Source organism: Bacteroides sp. AF34-31BH, from assembly GCF_003602795.1.
Classification (GTDB): Bacteria; Bacteroidota; Bacteroidia; order Bacteroidales; family Bacteroidaceae; genus Bacteroides; species Bacteroides uniformis.
Genome location: NZ_QTLV01000002.1, coordinates 119,049 through 139,670, shown reverse-complemented (window position 1 = coordinate 139,670; position 20,622 = coordinate 119,049). Strand labels below are relative to the sequence as shown.

General features: G+C 47.7%; 16 protein-coding genes and 2 riboswitches. Of the genes, 3 read left to right on the top strand and 13 right to left on the bottom strand.

The window, feature by feature from the left end:
• Positions 1–17: 17 nt before the first annotated feature.
• From DWZ67_RS04135 to DWZ67_RS04095, 9 genes are all read right to left on the bottom strand, one after another.
• On the bottom strand, positions 18–590 hold the full coding sequence (locus DWZ67_RS04135) for a cob(I)yrinic acid a,c-diamide adenosyltransferase (protein WP_008663456.1): 573 nt from the start codon (positions 588–590) through the stop codon (positions 18–20).
• Between the two features lie 3 nt (positions 591–593).
• The gene (locus tag DWZ67_RS04130) at positions 594–1,187 is read right to left on the bottom strand and encodes a zeta toxin family protein (RefSeq protein WP_005829300.1); all 594 of its coding nucleotides are present in this window, start codon (positions 1,185–1,187) and stop codon (positions 594–596) included.
• Positions 1,187–1,384 (bottom strand): hypothetical protein, encoded by a 198-nt coding sequence (locus tag DWZ67_RS04125; protein ID WP_005836934.1) that lies wholly within the window; start codon positions 1,382–1,384, stop codon positions 1,187–1,189. Before DWZ67_RS04125 ends, DWZ67_RS04130 begins: the two co-directional genes overlap by 1 nt.
• Positions 1,385–1,527: 143 nt before the next feature.
• Positions 1,528–3,270 (bottom strand): fimbrillin family protein, encoded by a 1,743-nt coding sequence (locus DWZ67_RS04120; RefSeq protein WP_120138181.1) that lies wholly within the window; start codon positions 3,268–3,270, stop codon positions 1,528–1,530.
• 59 nt (positions 3,271–3,329) lie between these two features.
• Positions 3,330–4,403 carry a fimbrillin family protein gene (locus DWZ67_RS04115; protein WP_016273653.1) on the bottom strand — a complete coding sequence of 358 codons (1,074 nt, stop codon included), beginning with the start codon at positions 4,401–4,403 and terminating at the stop codon, positions 3,330–3,332.
• A gap of 11 nt (positions 4,404–4,414) precedes the next feature.
• The gene (locus DWZ67_RS04110; RefSeq protein ID WP_005836931.1) at positions 4,415–5,554 is read right to left on the bottom strand and encodes a fimbrillin family protein; all 1,140 of its coding nucleotides are present in this window, start codon (positions 5,552–5,554) and stop codon (positions 4,415–4,417) included.
• Positions 5,555–5,591: 37 nt separating this feature from the next.
• Positions 5,592–6,638, bottom strand: a complete 1,047-nt coding sequence (locus DWZ67_RS04105) for a DUF5119 domain-containing protein (RefSeq protein ID WP_243635137.1) — start codon at positions 6,636–6,638, stop codon at positions 5,592–5,594.
• A gap of 344 nt (positions 6,639–6,982) precedes the next feature.
• Positions 6,983–8,029 carry a tyrosine-type recombinase/integrase gene (locus DWZ67_RS04100; protein ID WP_117878136.1) on the bottom strand — a complete coding sequence of 349 codons (1,047 nt, stop codon included), beginning with the start codon at positions 8,027–8,029 and terminating at the stop codon, positions 6,983–6,985.
• Positions 8,030–8,198: 169 nt separating this feature from the next.
• Entirely contained in the window at positions 8,199–9,587 is a 1,389-nt protein-coding gene (locus tag DWZ67_RS04095) for a cobyrinate a,c-diamide synthase (RefSeq protein ID WP_120138179.1), read from the bottom strand.
• Between the two features lie 185 nt (positions 9,588–9,772).
• On the opposite strand from DWZ67_RS04095, the gene DWZ67_RS04090 reads away from it, so the two are divergent.
• Together DWZ67_RS04090 and DWZ67_RS04085 are read left to right on the top strand one after the other, a co-directional pair.
• A complete protein-coding gene (locus DWZ67_RS04090) occupies positions 9,773–11,203 on the top strand; it encodes a phosphotransferase (RefSeq protein WP_120138177.1) in 1,431 nt (476 codons plus the stop codon).
• Positions 11,204–11,228: 25 nt separating this feature from the next.
• Positions 11,229–11,969: a nucleotidyltransferase family protein gene (locus tag DWZ67_RS04085; RefSeq protein WP_120138175.1), complete on the top strand. Its 741-nt coding sequence runs from the start codon at positions 11,229–11,231 to the stop codon at positions 11,967–11,969.
• Positions 11,970–12,064: 95 nt separating this feature from the next.
• Here the strand turns inward: DWZ67_RS04085 and DWZ67_RS04080 are convergent, their stop codons facing one another.
• The 4 genes from DWZ67_RS04080 to accC form a co-directional block, all read right to left on the bottom strand.
• Entirely contained in the window at positions 12,065–13,750 is a 1,686-nt protein-coding gene (locus DWZ67_RS04080; protein WP_009038541.1) for a putative transporter, read from the bottom strand.
• A 127-nt stretch (positions 13,751–13,877) separates the two neighbouring features.
• The gene (locus DWZ67_RS04075; protein WP_044467659.1) at positions 13,878–15,410 is read right to left on the bottom strand and encodes an acyl-CoA carboxylase subunit beta; all 1,533 of its coding nucleotides are present in this window, start codon (positions 15,408–15,410) and stop codon (positions 13,878–13,880) included.
• 54 nt (positions 15,411–15,464) lie between these two features.
• Positions 15,465–15,980: a biotin/lipoyl-containing protein gene (locus tag DWZ67_RS04070; RefSeq protein WP_005829357.1), complete on the bottom strand. Its 516-nt coding sequence runs from the start codon at positions 15,978–15,980 to the stop codon at positions 15,465–15,467.
• Positions 15,981–16,025: 45 nt separating this feature from the next.
• Positions 16,026–17,537, bottom strand: a complete 1,512-nt coding sequence (gene accC, locus DWZ67_RS04065; protein ID WP_005829359.1) for an acetyl-CoA carboxylase biotin carboxylase subunit — start codon at positions 17,535–17,537, stop codon at positions 16,026–16,028.
• A 134-nt stretch (positions 17,538–17,671) separates the two neighbouring features.
• Positions 17,672–17,877, bottom strand: a riboswitch (cobalamin riboswitch).
• 42 nt (positions 17,878–17,919) lie between these two features.
• A riboswitch (cobalamin riboswitch) is annotated at positions 17,920–18,128 on the top strand.
• Between the two features lie 121 nt (positions 18,129–18,249).
• Between accC and DWZ67_RS04060 the strand changes: the two genes are divergently transcribed.
• On the top strand, positions 18,250–20,610 hold the full coding sequence (locus DWZ67_RS04060; RefSeq protein ID WP_120138173.1) for a TonB-dependent receptor: 2,361 nt from the start codon (positions 18,250–18,252) through the stop codon (positions 20,608–20,610).
• Positions 20,611–20,622: the final 12 nt, after the last annotated feature.

Sequence of the window (20,622 nt, the reverse complement as noted above, 5' to 3'; positions counted from 1 at the left end):
CGGTTAGCGATAAGTGCTTACAGTCTTTTCCTTTTGTAGGCAAACTCTTGCCATTTCTCCTCCGGCCAGTCCTGCCGCTGCATCTCCATGCGGGCCATGACGAAGAACAAGTCCGAAAGGCGGTTGATGAAGCGCAGAATATCCTCGTTCACAGGGTCTTGGCGATGGAGTGTCCACAAACGGCGTTCGGCACGGCGGGCCACGGTACGGGCAAACTGCAGTTGGGCTGATATGGGAGTGCCACCAGGCAAAAGGAAGTAGCCGTTGTCCGTCATCAGCAGGACGGTCATGGCATCCATCTCCTGCTCACAGCGCAGCGTGAGCTCTGCGGCAGAAAGCGGATTAGGGTTCACCACTCCCGAGGGAGTGGCCACATGGCTCATCACCACCATCAGTTCCCGCTGGACAGCATGCAGCAACTCCTGCCATCCATCTTCTGCCGCCAGCATGGAGCGCACGATACCAATCACGGCATTCAATTCATCAAGGCATCCGTTTGCCTCGATACGGATGTCATCTTTCGGCACACGCGCGCCACCATGAATACCCGTTGTTCCTTTGTCTCCAGTTTTGGTATAGACTCTTTTCATTCTCTATTTGATAAGGAACTGTGCCCACTGCGGGATTTCCTCTACATATTGTTTGAAGAGGGTCCCGTTTACAGTGCGGAACAATAATCGAGGAATTTGATTTTCTATTGAATTATCGTAGACATATACCCTATCAACCAAGGATATTGCTTTGCCTATATTCAATAACGATTTATAATAACGGGAAATAATTTTGGAAATGGGAACTTCATGCCCTCCATTCAAATAGCGCTGTGTAATACGCCGTACATTTATCTCAGGATTATTTGTACAGACAAAAAAAATGCGAATAAAAAATCCTGCTTTTTTTGCTTCTTCAACAAATGCAAGTTTTTCGTCTGAGGAAAAGACTGTTTCAAATACAAAATCTTGCCTTTTCCTTAAACACTCATAACGCATTTTAGTCGCCAATTCTGCTGCCTTCAATACTGCAACGGGAGAATTCCAATCACCATATTGTTCTTGCGCTATATTATCAGGATTAATGTAAAGGCTATTTTCTGCCCATTCATTATGAAGCAGTTGCACTGTCGTAGAAGTTTTACCCGAACCATTCGGACCAGCTACTATACAAAGTGTCGGATTTTTTTCGTTCATCACATGGATATATCACTTACATTTTTAGCTCTATATGCTTTCAATTTTTCTCTCACCTCTTGCATTCTCCGCTCCAATTCTCTTTTTGCCTTGCGAGAACTTTCACGGGCCGCAACAGCCACTTGTTCCATCAAAGCATGCAGTTGTTCATCAGTAGGGTCTTCCAAAGAAGACAAGCGATAAGTATTCAGTTTCATAATCATAATATATTTAAATGAAAACAAAGATACTCCACTATTTCGAGAACACAAACGAAATTACATAAAATATCAATGCGCTATCCGGACTTTTTCATAATGAATTCAAACTTAGATTAGGACTATTTTTAATCAAGGAATGATTAAAATGCAAAAAACGGCCGGACATGCCATGCAGAAGTCTTATTATATCCTTGTAAGCAAACCCTTTCCCACTTATATAAGGGATCATCGATATGCCAGAGAAGCATCCAGTTTCTATCTTTATCATATTGAGAACTGCAACTGAAACCAAGTCTGTGATTCACGTTAAACTGCGGTAGCGATTTACCAACTTTGGATAACTGTCCTTTTAACTTGTCCAACGTTTCCAGTCCCCACTTTTCGTCTTGTAAACCATTACCGGTATTGTGCCGAAAGTTTTCCGGAGATTTTCCACAAATGTTCACCAATACATCAAACCATTGCCCTATGCTTGGCAGAAACCACGGACTACGTTCGATCCCATCCGGCACCTTATTGCTGTTATTGTAAGTTTTCACCAGATAAAAAGCACGACAGTCGCTTACAAAAGATGCATCACCCTCATGATTTGCCAGCATTTGTAAAGTTTCAGAGTACCCGTTCATGTTATTCTTAATTCTGCTAAAATCATGCTTTGACTTCACATCAGCTATTGATATTGTATCAATATCCGCTTCGATTAAATCCATCGGTCCCCAATTCCCTTCTTTCAAACTATCCAACATCATCACATAGGCATGATTCCATCCTTTTTTATTACACCTCTCGTCTGTCATCCTTTCCGGATCGCAAGTAATTACCATTCCGATAGCATTTTCATAATCATAGATTTTCCCATCTTCTTCCAACTTCCCGTTTCCGGGATGTACTTCTATTCTTTTATCGATTTCGTTCTGAAAGACAAAATCCCCGGGATAAAGCTTTCTTTCTATACTTCCTTTACCGGGTACGGGACTAATAACCTTCAAGGTATAGCATTTTCCAGAAGTAAAACTGATGGAGCTGCCCGAATAATTTATCTTTATATTCGTATCATCTCTGCCATCGGTAGTCATATAGTTTCCGGTAACCCGTGCATTTGCTTGCGGCGGAACAATGGCACAATATTTCAAAGAATCTATCTGATATGGAGTAATACCGTTCAGACTCACATTAATAGCCGCCGAGTCTGTTCCTAAAACCCTCGATTCCCTATGGTAAACAAAGCCTGCTTTTTCTGGTGCAAAACAACCTACGTATACTTGCGGTTGCAACACAAGCAATGCAAACTGGTGTTGAAACAGCAAGTTCAGGATTATTCCGGAAGAATTGTCAATAGCAGGTACGCCGGTGGCAACCAACAAATCGCTGACAATATGCTTTTCTGTTGTGGACTGGTCCTTCGCAGGTTGCAGTTTTTCATTCCCGGTCAGTGAAGCAATAGCTCCGTCCATACCTTTTGAGAGATCTATTGTGATATTCTTCCTATATGGATAGTAAGCGACATAACTCACTCCATCATACCAATAAAGTGTACCATTTCCCACCGGATTCCAACTGCCGCTTGACATATTGTAAACCAATTTGGCATTATCAATATTATCCATTATAGCACCGTCCTTTATGGCAAAAACACCAATCGAATCACCATCGACAAACTCCATTTTAAAATGTTCGTCCCTTACAGAGGTACGTGTAGAGGACTTTCCTGCATTGGAGAGCTCTTCAAAATCAGCGACTATAGCCCGGACTGTAAAGGGTACTCCCTCACAGCACTCCTTCATACCTCCATTGTTTGCTTCGTATTCGTCAGTGCATGCACTACACACTAAAAGGATGCCCCCAAATACTATTCCAGTGAAAAATTTCATATATCTTTTCATATTATCTTACTTTAAACAGATTGGCATCTTTTTGCGAAGTCCAGAATTACCCCGTCAGGTCAATCAGTCTCTTGTTTTGCTTCCGTTCCAATAACTGTCTCGGTTTCAGCATTCTCTTCCCATGATACGGGACCGTTCTCCGGTATCACAGTAATTGCCTTTCGTGCTATACCTATAGTATAGCTGACGGCCCTTCCCGAAGCCCAATTATCAGTCAGAGGCAAAGACTGGTTTTCCATACTGACAGTTTGAACAACAAGAGCATTATTACTATCTTTGGCCGTATATTGATAAGAAATATTGAACTTACTTCCTGCCCCGGCAGGAAGCAGAAAGAAGGTTGCAAGCAGTTTCTTTTCTTCTATAATTGTATCCGGTACCGGAAAACTTATTATACCGGTGGTAAAGTTTTCCTTTTCATCAGCCGATGGATATGTCCACTTCCAGCCTATGTCACTATCTGCTGTAGGATTATAATAGGTAAGCAATCCACTCTTCATTCCCGTAATTGAGAAGGAAGTTACTGACTTTCCCTCCGTATTATCATTACTTTTTATATAGACATTGACCTTGGTCAGTGTATGGTGCAGTTTGAAAGTTACATTACCATTGTTTTGATTCATTACCGGAGTTGCGGCAAGAAAATCTATCTGATTATTTACAGCTATCGGAACGGTATACCCCAACACCGGAAATCCGCTTGCCGTTCCTTCATCCTGAAAAGAGAGGTAACCATTTTCCACTTCATTCACGTAAGGGGCATAAGCAAAGAAACTGATTTTATCCGTGGTGGAATTGTCCGGCCAAAACTTGACCGGACTATAAGACCATGTTCCCTCATCCTGTTGTTTTTCCACAAGCTGGTTATACATAAAATTCGGTATGGCAGTATTCTCGTTGAATTTTCCATGTGTAAAATATGCAAACACTCCCACATTCTTAAGTTCACCGGCAGTGGCAAATTTCCCGGTTCCCCTCGTCATTGTAATAACTCCAGAAAAGCCGATAGGAAGATTCTCCTGCGGAAGTCCGTTCTTACTTTCTTCCCCACTGCATGCTCCCAACAACAAAAGTAATGCAAGGAGGATGCTACACAACCGCTTCATCCCTATATCTTCTGCTTTTCCTTTCATACTCCTTCTACCTAAATGTTACTTTCCCCATTACTGGTCCATCCCGTCATATTGTCATCAACAGCAATACTGATAGCATTCATCTTGATGGTCAACACGTAAGTATGCTGTGTCCCTTTTTTAAAAGTTCCTTGCGGCAATTTGACTTCTTTATCCGTCACAGTACTTGTCAGATTACTACTATCATTCACCTTTGTCACAACATCATAACTAATCTTTAGGCTCAAATCCCCTTCCTTGGCTGTACCGTTTTGGTTATTCACAGGAATGAAATAAAGAGCTTCCTTTTCTGAGAACAAAGCTGTTGCATCGGTATTACTACTCACGTCGACAGCACTCTTCTTATACCCCCATTGGTCAATGCCTGTTCTATTCACAAACTCACTAAGGTCTTGCTCAGCCGAAAAATAGGATGCGGAAGGTGAGATGGCATTCCAAGCATCAGTACCGAAATCATAAACCGCTTTGTTGTAAAGTATTCCACTTCCCGGAGACAGTTTTAATCCTGTTACAAAGATTCTTGTTTCAGCGCCCAGATTCACGTCCGGCTTCACCTTGACATTGGCTATTTGGGTAAGCACATGGCTGAATTTAAACTGGACTGTTCCTTTGTTACCGACATTGCTCTCAGAAGTCAAGTCTTTTATGGCAGTACGGCAATCCGTTACTAAATCCACCATATCTTTCCAATTATTTGAAGTTTTTACTTCAAAGGTGATTTTAGGAGCCTCTTTATCACTTTGTGCCGATAAAATTATTTTTTGGTCTGTTCCCTCTCCCGGATTGGATTCATAAGGTGCATAAGCGAAGAAAGTTATTTTATCATCATTCGTCGGCCAAAAACGCAGAGAAGCATACCCCCAACTACCGGAAGTCCATGTAGCATGTTCATTATACATAAAATCGGGTGTTGTACTCGCTTTCTCACTATCCCATCCTTCCTTGCTTGTTTTATAGGCAAAAATACCGAAACCGGCATCCGCTTCTTTCAGCGTGGACGTAGTGGTTTCCGTTCCTCTGGTCTGTACTCCCGTATATACATCCAAACCGATTGTCCGGTCTGCATCCGGATTTATCTCCGTAACTTCATTTTGCGAGCAACCGGCTATCGTCAGCGCTGCCATTGCCATCAATAAACTTTTCGTTCCCATCTTCTATTCATTTTTTCAATTAATATTAATTATGTCCTCAAATATCTATATCACTGTTCACTTCATCCTCCCAGTCATCCACGTTGGCGTCAAAACCCGAACTTCCTTCAACTTTCACATTCGGTACTTTTTTTTCGCACGTCATGTCGATGAAAATGCTCATTCTTCCATCTCCTTCTTCCAACTGGCTTATTTTCAGTTCATCAAAACTTTCTTCAAATGTGGTTTTCCCGTCCACCAATTCTGCTCTCAAATGCAGGTTATGTGAAATCTCCGTATCAAAACCAAACACGCTGATAGAGGCGCTTAGTGTTCCGTCCGTCGCCGATCCGGAATTATAAACGGGATTACCGAGACAAAACTCCTGCGCCACAGTCTTTTCTGAAATCTGTCCCGAAGCGAGAAACACAGATTCTGCAATACCATCCAATTTACAAGTGGCATTACGTATATTGTTCATTCCTTTAATACGGATTTTAACTGTTATCTTTTGAGTCAGTTTTTGGGGAAGGAAACAGAGCTGGCAACCATTTTTACTACCGTCAATCTTTTTGCCCCCCCAGTTAGTCATGCCCGATGAATAGTTTCCCGACATGCCCGGAGTCACTTCAAAACTTTCCATACAATCGGCTGCAAGTTCGTCGGGACTATCCATAATGATTATCTCCGTGGAAGGGACATTCTTTGTCACCACATTTGTGGCATGTGCCTCCAACGTCCGGTAGGCATCTTCTCCCCTAAAGCCCAGGTTACCAAAATCGTCAAATGAACGGTTAAAGAGAACAACGTCATAACGTCCTTCTTTCAGATACACAGTCTTATACGTTCGGTCGCCCATCAGTACCATAATGGGACTACTGCCGTCTGTAGGATAGAATACAGTGGTGGCACCATAATCCTGTTCCTTCTCATTCAATCCCGACCGACTCCAATCGGCACTGATCATGATTTCAGTTTCAAGGGAGTAAACCTGCTCACGGTGACTACAAGCGACCAACATGAAGAAGGTGAAGTTGTAAAACACCCACAATAGCAGCATGTTTCCCGATGCAAAAAGCAAGTGTTTTATTTTTATAAGTATCATTATAATTTGCTTTGTCAAGCCGTTACTTACCAAGTAACGGATAGTCTTCTCTATCCGCAATAAAAAAGCTGTTTTGGGAGTCATATAATGATGTAAAGAAATATATTCCGTTTTTGAGGCATCAGAAATGGAGGAGCACTTTGTGTGTTTTTCAGAATACACACCGGAACAATATGTATTTTTTCGTGTGTTGTGTCGGTAAACAAATAAAATGATAAGATTTTTATAGAAAACTAAACTATTATTTGGATTTATGAGGAAGAATTCCAATCTTTGTGAATCAAACTATCCGTTACTTGGTAAGTAACACTTCCCTTACCAGAGCCATTGTCAGACGGCATTTTTCATGCAACTTTCTTTTCATTGTATCCTGCGACCGAGATTATCAGTTCTTCATTGGCCGCATCCACCTTTTCATTCTCAAAAGGTTTCAGGTATGTTTCCGTCACCTTGATAGAGAAATGGCCCAATGCCTTGCTGATGATGCCGATACTCATTCCTGCATGAAAAGCCAACGTAGCCCATGTATGGCGCGCCACATATGAGCTGAGCTTCACACCTGGCAGCAACAGAGACGCTATTTTTTCCAGTTTCAGATTGAAGCCACGAAGAGCCCGAAGATAATCCATATACAGTTCTTTATCCTTTTTCACCTTCCCGGCCCGTTTCTTCTTGCTCTCTTGTCTGTGTAGAATCGGAAAGAGATAGATGGAATCCGGATTCTTGCTTTTAAACTCTTTCATCAGTTCCATCGCTTCTTTGGGAATACGCACCGTCATCTGCCGTCCTGTTTTGTGGCGGCTATATACAATGCGGTTCCCTTTCACATCTTGTTTACGCAAATAAGCGAGGTCAATGAACGGCATTCCTCGGAATAGGAACATCAATAAGAAATAAGCCAACACACACCGCAGATCCGAAGGCAATTTTCTTAAGTCTGTACACAGCAACGTATTCATCTGTTCTAGTTCCAGCGCCCGTTTAGTCTGTGATTCCACTTTTGTGTACACGTCATCAAACAATTTCGGGTTATAGGGCAGCACCTTTTCACCGACCATCCGGTGATATACCGCCTTCAAGTTCCGCATATAGGTGGAAATGGTATTCAAGCTCAACCCTTTAGGCTCTCTTTTCCGCTTCCTCATTCCTTCCCGTCTCATCCATTCTTCATACTCCTTCAACCTGCCTGGCGTAAAGACCTCATCCACCGGCATCGGCATTCCTGCCCCACCGTAAAACTCCGCGATAGATTTCAACGCATACGTATAGGTATGTGCCGCCGAGCGCTTCTTATCCGCTTCCAACTGCTCAATCACCGTCTGCATATAAGATGCCAAATCCGGCATCTTCATGGGGCTCCCCATTTCTACATTCTTTTCTTTTTTACTCATAATAAATCTGATTTTCAAATCCGCACCCTACGCATATCCTAAAAAGGCCACGTTGATGGGAAAAATTTATGAGTACAAAGTAAATTATATAAGAAAATTATAAAGAATATATAAGGATAAATAAATTTGTTCACTAAAACAAACCGGTTTCAGAGGAGGTTCTACAAGATTAGAGTTCACCGAACAAAGCCATCACATCCACCTCGCCCCAATACAGATGCGTATAACTGGCTATCAGGTTCTTATAGCGAAAGACGGGAGTGGTTACCTTCCCTCCTTTGGCATTGTAGACCTGCGCTATCGAGGGAGGAAGACTGCACGCACCACCTTCTTTTCCATCAGTTTCGGGCACGGCAAACTGCGTATAATGGAATTCGTGTCCTTTAAGCCGCCATCCGTTATAGTCGAACCGGCGGTATCCCAATGTCAATTTCCTGCGTTTACGCTCGTTCGTAATGCTGAAAGGCAATACTCCTACCATCTCATTTCCAATATTGCCTACACAGTTCCCGGCGCTTCCCCCGTCCGTATCCCCATCAGAAAGAACGAACTGCGAAAGATATATCATCCCCCCGCATTCTGCCAGCGTCCTGCCACCGGCCTCTATATAGCTGCGGATAGACTCCCTGGCAAGCCTTGCCCCGGCAAGTTCCTCCAGACGGTTCTCGGGATAGCCGCCGGGCAGATAGAGCAAATCCGTCTCTTGCGGAATAGCCCGGTCCTGCTCCGGATTGAAGAAAGTGACCGTGCCCATACGGCGCAGAATATCCAGATGCTCCGCATAGAGGAAGGAAAAGGACTCTTCGTTGCGCGCTACCGAGATATGCAGCTTCCCCGGCTCTGATAGTACCGACTTCTCCTCCACAGCCGCCGCAGGCAATGGAAGCCCGATTGTCGAGAGCAGCAGTTCCCAGTCCACATGTTCCTCCAGCAAGCCTGCCAGCATGTCCAGCCCCTCCGTCTCCTTAGAACGGCTGAAATCCAGCCCCAGATGGCGTGACTCCTGCTCCAGTTCCTTCCGTTTGGGCAGATAGCCCAGACAAGTCACGTTCAAGTCTTCACAGACCTCCTGCAGCATCCGGTAGTGGTGGGGTGAGCCGACACGATTGAAGATAACTCCCGCAATACGTATATCCGGACGGAAATTGATGAACCCCGACAACAAAGGAGCCATGGAATAGGCAGCCGACTTGGCATCAACCACCAGCACCACAGGAATACCCAAGAGCCGAGCCACTTCTGCCGACGAGCCCCGGTCGCGGTCGTACCCGTCGTACATGCCCATCATCCCCTCGACCACGGCAACATCCGCATCCGCCGAATAGCGTGCATACAGACCGCCTACGTGCTCCGGAGATGCCATGAAAGTATCCAGATTGATGGAAGGACGGCCGCATACCGCCTCGTGATACTTGGTATCTATATAATCGGGGCCGCATTTGAAAGGCTGCACCTTCAGACCTTTCTTCACAAACAATGCCATCAGTCCACGACTGACGGTGGTCTTTCCACTGCCCGATGTAGGGGCGGCTATGAGAAACTGAGGGATGGAACGCATAATTAATGTGCTAATGATTTAATGTGCCAATGTGCTAATCGGCTGCGCTATACTTGCGCTACTTCCCCATGCCGCAGGTCATTGGCACATTGGCATATTGGCACATTAGTACATTTTCAACGTGCAAAGATAAGCATATCTCCGACAAAAGTTTTATCTTAGCTGCGAAAATAAAACATACCACCATGATAACCGAAGAACTTAAGAAACTCTACATCGCACATACCGGACACGAACCGGAACAGATTGACGAACTCCCCTCCTCCGGCTCCAACCGCCGTTACTTCCGCCTCATCGGAAGTCCTACACTTATCGGTGTCAGCGGAGAGTCTGTGGAGGAGAACCGCGCCTTCCTCTACATGGCAGAACATTTCCGCCAGAAAGGACTGCCCGTACCGCAAGTGTTCATCCGCTCCGAAGATGATATCTATTATCTGCAAGAAGACCTGGGCGACTCGCTCCTATTCAATGCCATCGAGAAAGGCCGCAAGACCAGCGTATTCGGTGAGGATGAGAAGCAGTTACTGCGCAAGACCATCCGTCTGCTGCCCGCCGTGCAGTTTGCCGGAGCCGACGGCATGGACTTCTCCTACTGCTACCCGCAGGCAGAGTTCAACAGCCGCAGCATTCTGTGGGACCTGAACTACTTTAAATACTGCTTCCTCAAGGCTACGGGGATGGACTTTCAGGAAGACCGGCTGGAGGACGACTTCCAGAAGATGGCAGACGTGTTGCTCCGTAGCAGCTCCGCCACCTTCATGTACCGCGACTTCCAGAGCCGTAACGTTATGATAAAGGATGGCGAACCGTGGCTCATCGACTTCCAGGGCGGACGCAAAGGTCCGGTCTACTACGACGTTGCCTCCTTCTTGTGGCAGGCCAAAGCAAACTATCCCGACAGCCTGCGCCAAGAGTTGCTGAAGGAATACATCGACGCCCTGCGCAAGTACCAGCCCGTGGACGAGGCTTATTTCTATGCCCAGCTTCGCCACTTCGTATTGTTCCGCACCATGCAGGTGCTGGGTGCCTACGGTTTCCGCGGTTACTTCGAGAAGAAGCCCCACTTCATACAAAGTGTCCCCTTCGCCATCGAGAACCTTCGCCAACTGCTCCAAGAACCTTATCCAGAATATCCCTACCTCTGCCGGATTCTGCGCGAACTCACCGATCTGAAACAGTTTACAGACGACCTGCAAAAGCGTCGCCTCGTGGTGAAAGTCACCAGCTTTGCCTACAAAAAAGGTATCCCCGAAGATTCCACGGGCAACGGAGGAGGTTTCGTCTTTGACTGCCGCGCTGTGAACAACCCCGGCAAGTACGAGCGTTACAAACCCTTCACGGGACTGGACGAACCCGTTATCCGCTTCCTGGAAGACGACGGCGAGATAGCCGTATTCCTGGAGCATGCCTACGCCCTTGTCGACGCTTCCGTGAAGCGCTACATGGAACGCGGCTTCACCAATCTGTCTGTCTGCTTCGGCTGCACCGGCGGACAGCACCGCTCCGTGTACTCGGCACAACACCTGGCGGAACATCTGCACAAGAAGTTCGGCGTGCAAGTGAACCTGATACATAGAGAACAGAATATTGAACAGACGTTTAAGGCCAAAGTTTAATGTGCTAATGTGAGAATATGCCAATATGAAAGCCATGATTTTCGCCGCCGGCCTGGGCACCCGGTTGCGCCCCTTGACGGACAACATGCCCAAGGCCCTCGTTCCCGTAGCAGGAAAGCCCATGCTGGAACGGGTGATACTGCGGTTGAAGGAAGCAGGATTCAACGAGATAACGGTCAATATCCACCACTTCGGGGAGCAGATTATCGACTTCCTCCGTGCCCACAATAACTTCGGCACGGAGATTCACATCAGCGACGAACGCGGCATGCTGCTCGACACCGGAGGAGGCATCAAAAAGGCACGCCCCTTTCTGGACGGACAAGAACCTTTCCTGGTGCACAACGCGGATATTCTGACGGACATTGACCTTGCAGGTCTCTACCGCCACCATCTGGAGAGCGATGCGGAGTCTACCCTGCTTGTGAGCGAGCGCAAGACTTCCCGCTATCTCCTTTTTGACGACGACTACCACCTGCACGGCTGGATAAACAAGTCCACCGGAGAGGTGAAACCGGCAGGCTTCGACTACCGGGAAACGAAGTACCGGGAACTCGCCTTCGGAGGTATCCACATCATCTCCCCCTCCCTCTTCCACCTGATGGACGATGGGCAGTGGAACGGCAAGTTCTCCATCATTCCTTTCTACTTGTCCGCCTGCACAAAGGTGCACATACAAGGCTATCCGCTGCAAGGATTCCGCTGGTTCGACATCGGCAAACCGGAGACACTGGCACAAGCGGAGGAATACTACAAACAAAAATAACAAGTAATGTAAAGCAGCCTAACATTACTTGTTAGCTCCCTTTACATTACTTGTTATCAAATCAACCTATGTACCATAGATTATCTATGGTAAAACTACGCCAACGCCAGTATCAGCAACTGAGCCGTCAGCACCCGCAGGAACATAGCCAGCGGATAGACTGTGGCGTATCCCACCGCAGGGGCATCGCAGGATGTCAAGTCCGAGGAATAGGCCAATGCAGGCGGATTGGTGTTAGCTCCGGACAGCACACCTATCAGCGTATAGTAGTTCAGCTTCCAGAAATAGCGCCCCATGAATCCTGTCACCAGCAACGGAACGACCGTGATGATGGCCCCATAGCCAATCCACACATAGCCGCCTTCGTAGATAATGGTATCGATGAATCCCTTTCCTGCACCCAAACCCACGCAGGCCAGGAACAAAGCTATACCGATTTCGCGTATCATCAGATTGGCGCTCATCGTCGTGTAGGTTATCAGCTTATATTGAGGCCCGAAACGGCTGATGAGAATGGAAACCACCAACGGTCCACCGGCCAGTCCCAGTTTCACGGGTTGGGGAATGCCAGGGAACATGAACGGCAGACTGCCCAAGATACATCCCAGGGCAATACCCAGGAAGATAGGAATCAAGTTGGGATGGTTGAGACGCTTCAGCGAGTTTCCCAATACCTTCTCCGCATGGCTCACGGCAAGCTCACTGCCTACAATCGTCACACGGTCTCCCATCTGCAACTGCAAGTGGGGAGTTGCCACCAGATCCACGCCCGAACGGTTGATACGGGTGATGCAGGCACCGAAGTTGTTACGTATCTTGAGCTGAGACAGAGACTTGCCGTTCAGTTCCGGCTTGGTGATGAGGATGCGGCGTGAAATCAAGTTCTTGTCCTCCCGTTCCCACTCCACCGAAATTTTTCTTCCGAAGAAGGCAACAATGGCCTCCACATCTTTCGGGTTGGCAATGAACAGAATTTCATCCTGCATGTGCAGCACTGTATCGGCATTCGCCAGTTCTGTTTCCTGACTGCCGGTGTGCCGGATGCGGGAGATGACAAACGCACGGTTCAACAATGGTTTCACATCTCTGATCCGCTTGCCGTCTATTGCCTCATTGCGTATCTCTACCGATATGGGACGCACGGTCAGCTCCTGCAGATGACCCAGCCCGTGCTCGGCATCCTCCTCTTCTTTTTGGGTGTTAATCCGCATGAAAATCTTCAAGGCTAGCAGCGCCAGGATGCAGCCCACTACACCCAACGGATAGGCAACGGCATATCCGAGTGCGATTTCCGGAGCATCCACCCCGTTGAGGTCACTGTTTGCCTGCTGGGCAGCACCCAGACCGGGGGTATTGGTCACGGCTCCGGACAAGATACCCACCATCGTAGTAATGGGAATTCCGGTGGCAAAGTGCAATACAATGGTGATAACCACGCTGAGGAAGACGGAAAGCATTGCTACCATGTTCAGCGTAAGTCCACCCTTCTTGAAAGCGGAGAAGAATCCCGGTCCCACTTGTAGACCGATGGAATAGACAAACAGTATCAAGCCGAACTCCTTCAGGAAGTGCAGCAGATGTTCGTCGAGGTTCATGTCGAAATGTCCGAAGACAATGCCCACAAACAAAATCCAGGTGACACCCAGCGAGATACCCGCCACCTTCAACTTGCCCAGCATGATACCGAAGGTGATGACCAGGGACAGAATCAAGACAGAGTGTGCCACTCCTCCGCCCCAAAGGTTGGGATAACCCTCAAAGAGGTTTCTTAATAGTTCCATAGTTTCTATCTTTAGTTTTTACTTTTCAGCCTTATTGTTTAATTCTTAATTCTCTATTTAAAAAGTGTATCCCCACAGAAATCACTTCTCCGGGGATACGCATTTCACACATAAAAAATAACTACTATTATAAAGGCATGTTGCCGTGCTTTTTCGGTGGATTGCTCTGATTCTTGTTGTGCGCCATCTCCAATGCCTGCACTAGCTTGTAGCGGGTATCGCGCGGCATGATGACCTCGTCTATGAGGCCACGCTCGGCAGCGCGGTAAGGGTTGGAGAACTTGCTTTCGTACTCCTTGATAATCTCCTGCTTCTCTTCGGCAGAGGACTTACGGTAGAGGATGTTCACCGCACCCTCGGCACCCATCACGGCGATTTCCGCCTGCGGATAAGCCAGGTTCACGTCGGCACCCGTCGGTTTGCTGGACATCACGATGTAGGCGCCACCGTATGCCTTGCGGGTAATCAGCGTTATCTTGGGCACGGTGGCCTCGGCATAGGCATAGACAATCTTGGCGCCGTGGCGGATGATGCCGTTGTGCTCCTGCATCGTTCCGGGCAAGAAGCCGGGAACATCTTCGAAGGTTATCAGCGGGATGTTGAAGCAGTCGCAGAAACGAATGAAACGTGCCGCCTTGTCGCTGGCATCAATATCGAGCACACCCGCCAAATAGGCAGGCTGGTTTGCCACGATACCTACCGAACGCCCGTTCAGACGACCGAAACCGATAACGACGTTCTTGGCAAAGTGAGGCATCACTTCGAAGAAGTACTGGTTGTCCAGCACCGGTTCTATAATATCCTTGATGTCATAAGGCATGTTCGGGTCTTCGGGGATGACGGTCTGAAGCGTCTCTACCCGGCGATGGATATCGTCGGAGCAGGGAGTGAAGGGAGCATCCTCCATATTGTTGGACGGCAGGAAGCTCAGCAGCTCGCGGATGCTCATCAGTGTCTCCTCCTCCGTATTGCACATGAAGTGGGTAACGCCGCTCTTGCTGCTATGCGTATAGGCACCGCCCAGTTCCTCCTTGTCCACCTCCTCGTGGGTCACGGTCTTTACCACGTCCGGACCGGTGATAAACATGTGGCTCTGCTCCTTTACCATGAAGATAAAGTCGGTAAGCGCCGGAGAGTAGCATGCCCCACCGGCACACGGCCCCAGAATGGCGGATATCTGCGGAATGACACCCGACGCAATGGTGTTCTGATAGAAGATGGAGGCATAGCCTGCCAAGCTGTTCACACCTTCCTGGATGCGTGCGCCGCCCGAATCGTTGAGGGCAATGACGGGAGCACCGTTCTTCAGGGCAAGCTGCTGCACCTTTACAATCTTTGCGGCATTCGTCTCGCTGAGCGAACCGCCATGCGCCGTGAAGTCGTAGGCATAGACAAATACAAGGCGGCCGTCTATCTTTCCGTAACCGGACACCATGCCGTCTCCGGCAATCTGTTTCTTCTCCATGCCGAAGTTGGTGCAACGGTGGTTCACGAACTTGTCCAGCTCATTGAACGAGCCTTTGTCCAGCAGCATGTCAATACGTTCGCGGGCAGTCATGCGGCCGGAGGCGTGTTGTTTCTCTATCTTGTCTACGCCCCCACCCAGCGAGGCACGTTTATCCAGTTCCTCAAACTGGCGGTATATTTCTTCTCTGTTCATATTTGCATTTACAATTTAGTGATTTATAATATACGGACTGAATGCGACTCGGGATTATTCCTCCTTTATCAACTCCAATTCAATCAATACTTGGTTGGCATTTACCGGTTCGCCCTCGCCCACGAGGATGTTGCGGACGATGCAGTCGGCATTTACCTTATAGTTACTCTGCATCTTCATGGCTTCCAGCACCACGGCAATGTCTCCGGCAGCCAGTCGGTCGCCCACCTTGACGGGGATGCTCACTACCTTGCCCGGCATCGGCGCCAGAATCTTGTCGCCCTGCTTCTCGTCGGCTCCTTTCTTCATGTGCAGATACTTGGCTTGCGTGTCCACGATGTCCACATGAAAGGAACGCTGGAGCATGCTGATGTCATAACTCTTGCCGCCCTCGCCGCGCACAAGGCCTGCGTTGAACGAGTTTCCGTTGTGCAGGATGGAGCAACTTCCGTTCTCTGCCATCACAATGTCCACTTCGTAGGGCTTTCCGTCAATGGTAAGTTGTACCTTATTCCCTTCCTTACCCACCAGGGTAATGTCTGCGATACGGTCTCCTATATGTATTTCCATTATTAATTATCCATTATCAATTATCCATTATCAATTATCCATTCCTTAAATCCTGAGCACTCCCTTCTGCAAGCCAAATTCCCTCCAACGGCTGATGGGGCGGGCATCGGGTAGCTGTGCCGAAACATTCTCCTCCAGATTAACCAGATAGTCCATATAGGCAGCTATCATGGCTATGTTCTCCAACTCTTCGTTGGCAGTGTTGGTGCGTACCAGCATGCGGGCGTTCTTCTCGATAAAGAGGGTGTTGTACTCTCCCTTCACAAAGTCGGGCACGTGCATGATGCGCTTCAGATAGGCAAGGTTGGTCTTTACGCCCGTAATCTTGTACTCGTAGAGCACACGGCGCATACGCTCGATGGCATACTGGCGGGTGGTTGCCCATACGATGAGCTTACCTATCATAGGGTCGTAGTAGATGGGAATCTCATAGCCGTCGTACACATAGCTGTCTATACGCACACCGATTCCGTTCGGCTCCGTCAGTTGCTTGATGACACCGGGAGACGGCATGAAGTTGTTTTCCGTATCTTCGGCACAGATGCGGCACTCTATAGCATGGCCGCGCTGGAACAGTTCCTCCTGCTTGAGGTGCAGCACCTCGTCGTTAGCAATGCGGATTTGCTCTTTCACCAGGTCCACGCCTACCACTTCTTCCGTGATGGGGTGCTCCACTTGCAAGCGCGTATTCATTTCGAGGAAGTAGAACCGACGGTTCTTGTCTACCAGAAACTCGATGGTACCTGCACCGGAGTAGTTCACTGCCTTGGCTGCGGCAACCGCCTTCTCCCCCATCTCCCGGCGCAATTCCGGCGTAAGGAAGGGTGACGGGCTTTCTTCTACCACCTTCTGGTTGCGGCGTTGCACGGAGCATTCGCGGTCGAAGAGGTGGATGACGTTGCCGTGGTTGTCGCCCAATATCTGGAACTCGATGTGGTGGGGTTCTTCCACGAACTTCTCCAGATAGACCGTGTCGTCTCCAAAGGAGGACATGGACTCGGAGCGTGCCGTGTTGTAGGCTTCCACCACTTCGCTCTCGTTATGGATAAGGCGCATACCTTTACCACCGCCACCCATAGACGCCTTCAGCATCACGGGATAACCTATCTCGTTGCAGATGCGCACGGCTTCTTCGGCACTCTGCAAAGGTTGTTCCGTTCCGGGAACCACGGGTACGCCTGCCGCAATCATTCGCTTGCGGGCAGCTATCTTGTCGCCCATCGCCTCCATCGTCTCGGCGGCGGGACCGATAAAGATAATCCCTTCCTCCTTGCAACGGCGTGCAAACTCCGAGTTCTCCGACAAAAAGCCGTAACCCGGATGGATGGCATCGGCACCGCATCGCTTTGCCGTGGCAATCACTTTTTCAATATTCAGATAACTCTCTTTTGCCACGGCCGGTCCTATCGGATAAGCCTCATCGGCATATGCCACATGATGAGAGGTGCGGTCGGCCTCGGAGAAGACCGCAACCGTAAGCAGTCCCATCTCCCGGCACGAACGCATGACGCGCAAGGCAATCTCACCTCTGTTGGCAATCAATACTTTCTTAATCATTTTACTTTTTCTTTAATATATAAAGGATATATATAGTCACACCACAATGCGGACATACCTTTAACAAAGGCATTCCATTTCTTGTTTAAATGTTCAACTAATATCTTCGTACTGTCTTCCTAACCCACGAGCAAAGGCAGCCTTTAATGAATGGCAGGTCTTCTGACTGACTCCTAATCCTGAAGCCTTCCCGATATTTCAATGCATATCAGTGGCAAGGGTGTTTTTCATGATATAAACGGAGCTTCACAGCAGCGGGACTGTCCGGGATTTACACCCGATTCCCTTTTAATCCAGATGATGGAAACATGCATCCGGAACCAATTCGCGGGCAAAGATAACAAAAATTATCAGGAGTATTCGCAAACCTAATAGTTTTTGTTATCTTTGTCCCAGTTTTGGTTTCACCTCTCCCGGTTCTGTTGGAGATGAGTGATGAAAAAGGGAATCAGGTGCAAATCCTGAACAGACCCGCTGCTGTAAGTCCTTCCAAAATCTTTGAATATTCTACAAGCCACTGTCCGCCCGGCGGATGGGAAGGCATTCAAAGAGGGATAAGTCAGAAGACCTGCCAAGACAACATAGTTTTAGTGCTTTCGGGGAATAAAGCAACAAAACATTGAGTCGAGGCATTCTTTATCCATATAAAGGAATCTTTCTCTTTGTTCATTTTTCCTTGAGGGCAAGTTACGAACGCTTATAAGGAACTGAAATGAGATTCATCACAGGACTGCTATTTACATTTATCTGCCTGCTTCCTGCAGGTAGTATGGCACAAAATAAGGTCACCTTATCCGGAAAAGTCATAGACCAGCACGGGACACCGATAGCCCAAGCCACCATCGCTGTGGAAAACACCACCTCCGGCACCTATACGGACGACCGGGGGAAGTATTCACTGCAAGTCGCTCCGGGTAAACATACCTTCGTCGTCTCCTTCCTGGGCTACCAAACCGTGAAACAATCCCTCGACATCCGGCAGGATAAAAAACAGAACTTTACATTGCAGGAAAGTGCCGTAACGCTGAGTTCTGTCGAGGTTTACGGAAAGACCCAAACGCAGAAAGTGAAGGAAGGAGCCTTTGCTGTCAATGCACTCGACATCAAGCCGATAGTAAACTCACTGAATAACCTCAACGACCTGGTGAACCGTACAACGGGCATTAAGGTGAGAGAGGAAGGCGGAGTTGGCTCGGACTTCGACCTCTCCATCAATGGAATGTCTGGTAATTCCATACGTTATTTTCTGGACGGAATACCATTGGATACAAAAGGCAGCGGTGTTTCATTGGCGAATCTGCCGGTCAATATCATAGACCGGATTGAAATTTATAAAGGAGTAGTACCTGCCAGTCTGGGTACAGATGCATTGGGAGGCGCCATCAATATCATTACGAAGCAAGAGAAGAAGAACTATCTGGATGTCTCCTACGGTATCGGTTCCTTCCATACTCACAAGGCAGACTTGAATGCACTGTTTGTAGAGCCTCGAACCGGACTGATCATTAAACCTACCTTTGGGGTCAATTACTCCAAAAACGATTATATGATGAAAGATGTAGAAATTTGGGATGAAGACAGCCGCAAATACATTCTGACTGACCGTAGACGCTTCCATGATGACTATTTTTCACTGTTCGGACAAATGGAAATCGGCTTTTCCAATAAGTCCTGGGCAGATGCTTTTTTTGTTTCCGCCTCTTACTCCAAAGTAGACAAAGAGTTGCAGACAGGCTCTGTACAGAGTAAGGTATATGGAATGGCAGAAAGAGGCTCCGATGCCTGGAACATTTCAGCCCGCTATCAAAAGCATAATTTCATTTGGAAGAACATGCAGCTGAATGCCGCACTCTCGCACACTTGGGACCATTCATTGACCACAGATACAGCCTACCGTAAGTATGACTGGAACGGAGATTATATCGTAAGCTCACGTAACGAAATCACAGGACGGGGCCGTTCGATGCGCCATTACAAACGTCCCCTGACCATTGGCCGCGCCAATTTGGACTATCGGTTGGACAACCATCACTCCCTCAACCTAAACTATCTATTAAGCCGCATCGGCAATGACCGCTATGATGAAGCGGATACTGATTTTGAAGCCTCCAATGATATTCTGGCAAAACATGTGACAGGCTTCTCCTACAATCAATCCCTTCTCGAAGAAAAAATGAGCAATACCTTTTTTGTAAAGAACTACATCAACCATCTGAATATCCGGCAAACGGATTTATCCAGCATCACCGGGTCGAAGGATGTAAAAGGGACGATAACCAAAAAGTATTGGGGCTACGGTATCGGTTCACGCTACACAGCCATAGAACCTTTATCCATTAAAATTTCCTATGAACACAGCGTCCGGCTGCCCCTTGCCCGCGAATTATTGGGAAACGGTACCACCATATATGCCAATGTAGCCTTGAAACCCGAAAGCAGTGACAACGTCAATCTGGGCATCTTCGGCACATGGCATCCCGCCCCCGGCCATACACTTTATTATGAAGCAAACGGTTTCCTACGCTATGTGGACGACTATATCCAAGCCACCGTAGAAACCAAAGAAGGTATGATGCAATATGAGAATGTTCCGGCTGTACATATCAAGGGCATAGAAGGAGAAGTACGTTACGACTGGCAAAGCAAGTTACAGCTTGCCACCAATGTCAGTTTTCAAGAGGCACGCGACCAGAACAGATACAAGACTGACGGAAAACCTTCTGCAACCTACAACAACCGGGTACCCAACCGCCCCTGGCTTTTCGGAAGTGCAGAAGCAAGCTATCTTTTCCACAATGTGGCTCTGCCCGAAAGCAAATTACGGCTGGGGTACAGTTATCAGTGGGTACACTGGTTCTTCCTAACATGGGAGGCCTACGGCTCTCGCGAAAGCAAGGCACGCATCCCGGCACAGCACATTTGCAATGCCGACATCACCTATTCATGGAAACGAGGACGATACAATATTTCGCTGGAATGCTCGAACCTACTCGACAAATTGGCCTATGACAACTATAAACTGCAAAAGCCCGGACGAGCATTCTTCGCCAAATTCAGATTATTCATCAACTAACTAATTTTATTT

Excerpts from the sequence above, each read along its gene's own strand:
- DWZ67_RS04100 (WP_117878136.1), bottom strand. The coding sequence starts at position 8,029 with ATGAGTAAAAAAGAAAAGAATGTAGAAATGGGGAGCCCCATGAAGATG.
- DWZ67_RS04085 (WP_120138175.1), top strand. The coding sequence starts at position 11,229 with ATGAAAGCCATGATTTTCGCCGCCGGCCTGGGCACCCGGTTGCGCCCC.
- DWZ67_RS04135 (WP_008663456.1), bottom strand. The coding sequence starts at position 590 with ATGAAAAGAGTCTATACCAAAACTGGAGACAAAGGAACAACGGGTATT.
- DWZ67_RS04115 (WP_016273653.1), bottom strand. The coding sequence starts at position 4,403 with ATGAAAGGAAAAGCAGAAGATATAGGGATGAAGCGGTTGTGTAGCATC.
- DWZ67_RS04075 (WP_044467659.1), bottom strand. The coding sequence starts at position 15,410 with ATGAACAGAGAAGAAATATACCGCCAGTTTGAGGAACTGGATAAACGT.
- DWZ67_RS04080 (WP_009038541.1), bottom strand. The coding sequence starts at position 13,750 with ATGGAACTATTAAGAAACCTCTTTGAGGGTTATCCCAACCTTTGGGGC.
- DWZ67_RS04125 (WP_005836934.1), bottom strand. The coding sequence starts at position 1,384 with ATGAAACTGAATACTTATCGCTTGTCTTCTTTGGAAGACCCTACTGAT.
- DWZ67_RS04130 (WP_005829300.1), bottom strand. The coding sequence starts at position 1,187 with ATGAACGAAAAAAATCCGACACTTTGTATAGTAGCTGGTCCGAATGGT.
- DWZ67_RS04105 (WP_243635137.1), bottom strand. The coding sequence starts at position 6,638 with ATGATACTTATAAAAATAAAACACTTGCTTTTTGCATCGGGAAACATG.
- DWZ67_RS04095 (WP_120138179.1), bottom strand. The coding sequence starts at position 9,587 with ATGCGTTCCATCCCTCAGTTTCTCATAGCCGCCCCTACATCGGGCAGT.
- DWZ67_RS04060 (WP_120138173.1), top strand. The coding sequence starts at position 18,250 with ATGAGATTCATCACAGGACTGCTATTTACATTTATCTGCCTGCTTCCT.
- DWZ67_RS04070 (WP_005829357.1), bottom strand. The coding sequence starts at position 15,980 with ATGGAAATACATATAGGAGACCGTATCGCAGACATTACCCTGGTGGGT.
- accC (WP_005829359.1), bottom strand. The coding sequence starts at position 17,537 with ATGATTAAGAAAGTATTGATTGCCAACAGAGGTGAGATTGCCTTGCGC.
- DWZ67_RS04090 (WP_120138177.1), top strand. The coding sequence starts at position 9,773 with ATGATAACCGAAGAACTTAAGAAACTCTACATCGCACATACCGGACAC.
- DWZ67_RS04120 (WP_120138181.1), bottom strand. The coding sequence starts at position 3,270 with ATGAAAAGATATATGAAATTTTTCACTGGAATAGTATTTGGGGGCATC.
- DWZ67_RS04110 (WP_005836931.1), bottom strand. The coding sequence starts at position 5,554 with ATGGGAACGAAAAGTTTATTGATGGCAATGGCAGCGCTGACGATAGCC.